This window comes from Acuticoccus kalidii, from assembly GCF_021556395.1.
In the GTDB taxonomy this organism is placed as follows: domain Bacteria; phylum Pseudomonadota; class Alphaproteobacteria; order Rhizobiales; family Amorphaceae; genus Acuticoccus; species Acuticoccus kalidii.
On record NZ_JAKGCS010000035.1, the window covers coordinates 1 to 4,060 of the forward strand.

General features: G+C 62.7%; 3 protein-coding genes and 1 pseudogene. 1 reads left to right on the forward strand and 3 read right to left on the reverse strand.

Going from position 1 to position 4,060, the window contains the following annotated elements; all coding sequences use genetic code 11:
• Positions 1–116: 116 nt before the first annotated feature.
• Entirely contained in the window at positions 117–1,487 is a 1,371-nt protein-coding gene (locus L1787_RS20950) for a transposase (protein WP_235711064.1), read from the reverse strand.
• Between the two features lie 320 nt (positions 1,488–1,807).
• Here L1787_RS20950 and L1787_RS20955 point away from each other — a divergent pair, with 320 nt between their 5' ends.
• Complete coding sequence (locus L1787_RS20955) at positions 1,808–2,215, forward strand: hypothetical protein (RefSeq protein ID WP_235711065.1); 408 nt, start codon at positions 1,808–1,810, stop codon at positions 2,213–2,215.
• 246 nt (positions 2,216–2,461) lie between these two features.
• Here the strand turns inward: L1787_RS20955 and L1787_RS20960 are convergent, their stop codons facing one another.
• Both L1787_RS20960 and L1787_RS20965 read right to left on the reverse strand, forming a co-directional pair.
• Positions 2,462–3,256, reverse strand: coding sequence for a nucleotidyltransferase domain-containing protein (locus tag L1787_RS20960; RefSeq protein WP_235711066.1), 795 nt, complete (start codon positions 3,254–3,256; stop codon positions 2,462–2,464).
• Positions 3,257–3,957: 701 nt separating this feature from the next.
• Positions 3,958–4,060 (reverse strand): annotated as a pseudogene (locus L1787_RS20965) (IS5/IS1182 family transposase); the annotation flags it as partial.

A 4,060-nucleotide genomic window follows, 5' to 3' on the forward strand; every position in this document is an offset into this window, starting at 1 on the left:
GAGGCTGTTGAAGAAGTCCGTCGAGACAAGCTCGTGGCCGATCGCCCTTTCCTCGATCTTCCGCCGTCGATTGTTGCCGCCCGGAGGATCACGTCTCGCAGGACCCGCCGGGCGGTTTACGCGGCGGCCGTCCGGGTCCCTGGGCCATCCGCGGGGAAGAACTTCGTCATTCGCTTCAAATTCTGCGCCGTTGCGGCGAGGACGAACTGCTCGTCGGCGCCGCGCAGACCGCGTAGCCGGAGGCGGTGGAGGCCATCGTTGTGCTTCACGCAGGCGAACAGCCGTTCGACGCGTTTGCGCAGCCGCAGCGAGCGCTCGAACGCCTCCGTGGCCTGGCGGGCCTGCACCGTCACCCGAACGTCCTGATGGAGCGATCGGCTGATCGCTCGCGTCGAACTCGTCGTACAGCGCGTCTTGATCGGGCATCCCTTGCAGTCGCTGGCGCGGCTTCGGTAGCCGGTCGTACCGCTGCGTCTGGCCTCTCCGCTGGCGTCGCCGACACGCCGTAGCGGCTTGCCCTGAGGGCATAGGTACAGGTCGCCCTCCTTGTCGTAGCCGAAGTCGGCATGGGTCATCCGCCCCGCCGTCTGATGCGTGCGATCGATGACGGGAACATGCGCCTCGATCCCGCGCCCTTCGATCCACGCCAGGAACGGGCCCGACCCGTAGGCCTTGTCCGCGGTGAGAACCTGCGGGACCGCGTCGTGCCGGACCCGCAGTCGTTCGATCATCCGGCGTGCGGCTTCGGGCTCGTCGGCAAAGCGCTCGGGCGCCGCCTGGACGCCCAGCACTACACCCGATTGGGTGTCGACGAGCGCGTTCATGCCATAGGCGAACCGCGCCTTGCCGTGCTTGCGGCTCAGCGCTGCCGCCGGGTCGGTCAACGACACGCGTTTGGCCGCCGAACGGCGGACGCCTTCCAGATCCGGGCTGGCCTGGTCTAGATCGGACAGGTATTCGCGAACGGCGCGCGAGGCCTGATCTGCGCTTGGGAGGTCGGTGACGGACGCGACACAGCGATCCTGCGCCGCCGACGCCCGCATATGGCTGCCGTCGACCGCCACATGCGCAGCGCTCGCAATGCCAGCCGACAGGCACTGTTCGACCGTCGTCTCGAACACGGTCCGCATCAGACCGCTCTCACGGAAGCGCCCATGGCGGTTCTTCGTGAAGGTCGAGTGATCGGGCACCTTGCCGGCCAGATCTAGTCTGCAGAACCAGCGATATGCGAGGTTGAGGTCGACCTCCTCGCAGAGCCGCCGCTCGGATCGAATGCCGAACAGATAGCCGATGAGCAGCATCCGAACCATCAGCTCCGGGTCGATCGACGGCCGCCCGGTGGCGCTGTAGTGCGCGGCCATGTGACGGCGCACGAAGCTCAGATCGAGAACCGCATCGACCCGTCGCAGGAGGTGACCGTCCGGAACGCGGTCCTCCAGATTGAACTCGTAGAAGAGCGACGCGTGCTCGATCTGCCGGCCCATCATCGCGCTGCTCCGCCTTCGCCCTACTCGCAGAGCATCGATTCAGATCGGCGGCTTCCCGACCATCAACGACTGGCGTTTTTCAACAGCCTCGGTCGTTTTGGAGAGTCCAATCCACCGGACAGGTCGGGCGCACACCGGGAGGTCATGTAACGCAGGCTGCGTCGTTTCGACGTGGGCATCAGCAGCCCATCTAAAACAGTTTACATCAGAAGTGTTTCAAGTGGCGATTTCTCATATCTTGCTAAGATGACAGACGGTCGGTCATTCGCCACCTTTGAATTCAAGCGATGGCCCAAAGCTGAGAATGCGGAGCCCGGGACGTGAGCACCGACAGCGAGATCGCACTCAGATGGCTCCCGCTTTCAGATTTTCCTCAAGCCGCATGCTCACACTGGAGGATGAGGTCCGACAGCGATTTTAGGCTCACCGTGGAAGGGGATTTTTTTGTCGGGGTCGCCGTGAAAACGCTTGTGATTGAGTTTTCGCGGGTTTGCGCAGTCGCCGCTCACGACGACATGGGCGGCAAGAGCATGTTTGGGTCAGAAACCGAAATCCCCATGATCGGCGGGGAGTCAATCGCCAGATGGCCCATGTTGAAAATTCAGAACTCGAGGTGGCTAGCGGCAGTATGCGCGTTCCCAGAAGAGAACTCGCATTTCGCCCTGCTCAGTTATGAATGCACCGTCGAAGCGATTGCCCCCGGAGAGCCCGAAGTTCATTGGAAATGAGACCCGCGATGCTTAGAAGGGCGGCGTTCTATTGGGCGTATTGGTTCGCCTGTTTTCTACCGTATGCTGCTGCGGCGGATTATACTCGCCGGCAATGGTCGGCTTCGCCGCTTCAGCCCAAGATGCGCGCATCACTCACACCGATGGGAGGCTGAAACAGAATTCATCATTCTGTTTCAAATCGCGCTGCGCTCGCCATCCTCCGGATACGCATCCGAGCTGACGCAATTGGCCAGCATCCCGGTTTTACCAGTCCGAGACCGCTGCCCCGCGCGTCACAATCGACCGGAACAGCGCATCCGCTTCGTCCCCTCGATCCTGCACCGGCTCGTCGGGTGAGTCGGACGCTCTGATCTCGGTCTCGATCAGCGAATCGAGGGCGGCATTGCGAGGCCCCTTGCCGCTCTCCTTCGCCTGTGCCTTCGAGGCCAGCAAGCGGTCGATCTCCCCGGTGGTCGCCGCATCGAGGCTGACCCCACGGATCAGCTCGCCCATGTTCATTGGCGGCATGATGTCGGGATGAAGCCGCCCCCAGCGCAACGCAAGAGCTGGCCGTAGGACGTAGAAATACTTTTTGAGGTTGACGAACTCCCGCCCCTCGAGGTGTTCGCGATGCTGCCGGGTGGCAAGCCGGCGATAGTGATGCCGGCAGGCGCGCGCATAAGCGGTCCCCGCCGCAAAATCCGTGAGCCGGGCGCAGACCTCATCGTCCCAGACATATCGGATCGGGCTCGACAGCCATTCGAGCAGAACGGGGTTGGGCTTCGCCAACAGCGCCAAGGCCTTCTTCACGTCCCAACCGCTGAGATCGATATCGTCCTCGATGGGCCGCTCGATCACGTCCGGACGGGAGGCGAGCGAAAGATACCAGTCGAGCGGGCGGACATAGACGAAACGGACATCGTAGTCACTGTCGGGCGAGGGGTGCCCCCAGGCGCGGCTGCCGCTCTCGACGGCGAAGAGAAGGCGGACGCCTTCCTGCGCTGAGACCTGATCGAGACGCGCCTCGATCTCGATGCGTTTGCTGGCGGCGATATCCAATGGTGCGGTCTTCTCGTTTGAGGGGCCGGGGCGAGTGGGGACAGCGGGACGATAAAACAGAATTATCCATTCTGTTTTAAATCACGGCGCAATGGCTTCACGGGGTCGCCGAAGCGGCGCGGTCGCAGCTCTGGCGTTTTGAGAGGGCCTTTTAAGCCCCTCGCAACTGGCCGTCCCGCCTGGAAATGCAAGAGCAGCCAAACGAAGCCCCTGGCCAAAACGCTTGACGGTTATTCGGCCGGCTCCGCCTTCGGTGACATAAGGCTCGCACGGACGACATAATGACGTATGGCCTTCTCAGCCTTGCTGCGGATGAACTGCTTCAGTCGTCTCTGCTGCCGCAATATGGGCGCCCCAGCGTCCCCAAAGGCCTGCGAGGCCCGCCGGGCATAGGTGTGGAAGTTCCAGGTGCGGGGGTCGGCAGTTCGGGTCTCGCGCCGCCGCCTCGAAAACCGCTGGTACAGTTGTCCGATCCCACCTCAGCGCCTCGAGGCGGTTGTTTGGCAGGGCTCGAAGCGTTTCCAGATTGGGAGCAGCATTGAGGATCGAAAGGTGGCGCGACGCTCGAACAAAGCCCCCCTGCGCAAAACTCTGGGTCAGCCTGCTGCGATAGGTCAGGATCATCGGCGCAGATACAAATGTTTTGACGCAGTACATCAAGCGTCAATGAAAAATGGCTCCGTTGCTTCCTTTCAGAATGCGCCGCAGCTGCCTCCTGCCGCGCAGCGATGCGCCTTTACCGCCGAAGAGTCGATCAGGATCGCCGCAGGCGGGCCGCCAGCGGCGGCCAGGGCATGGAAGACG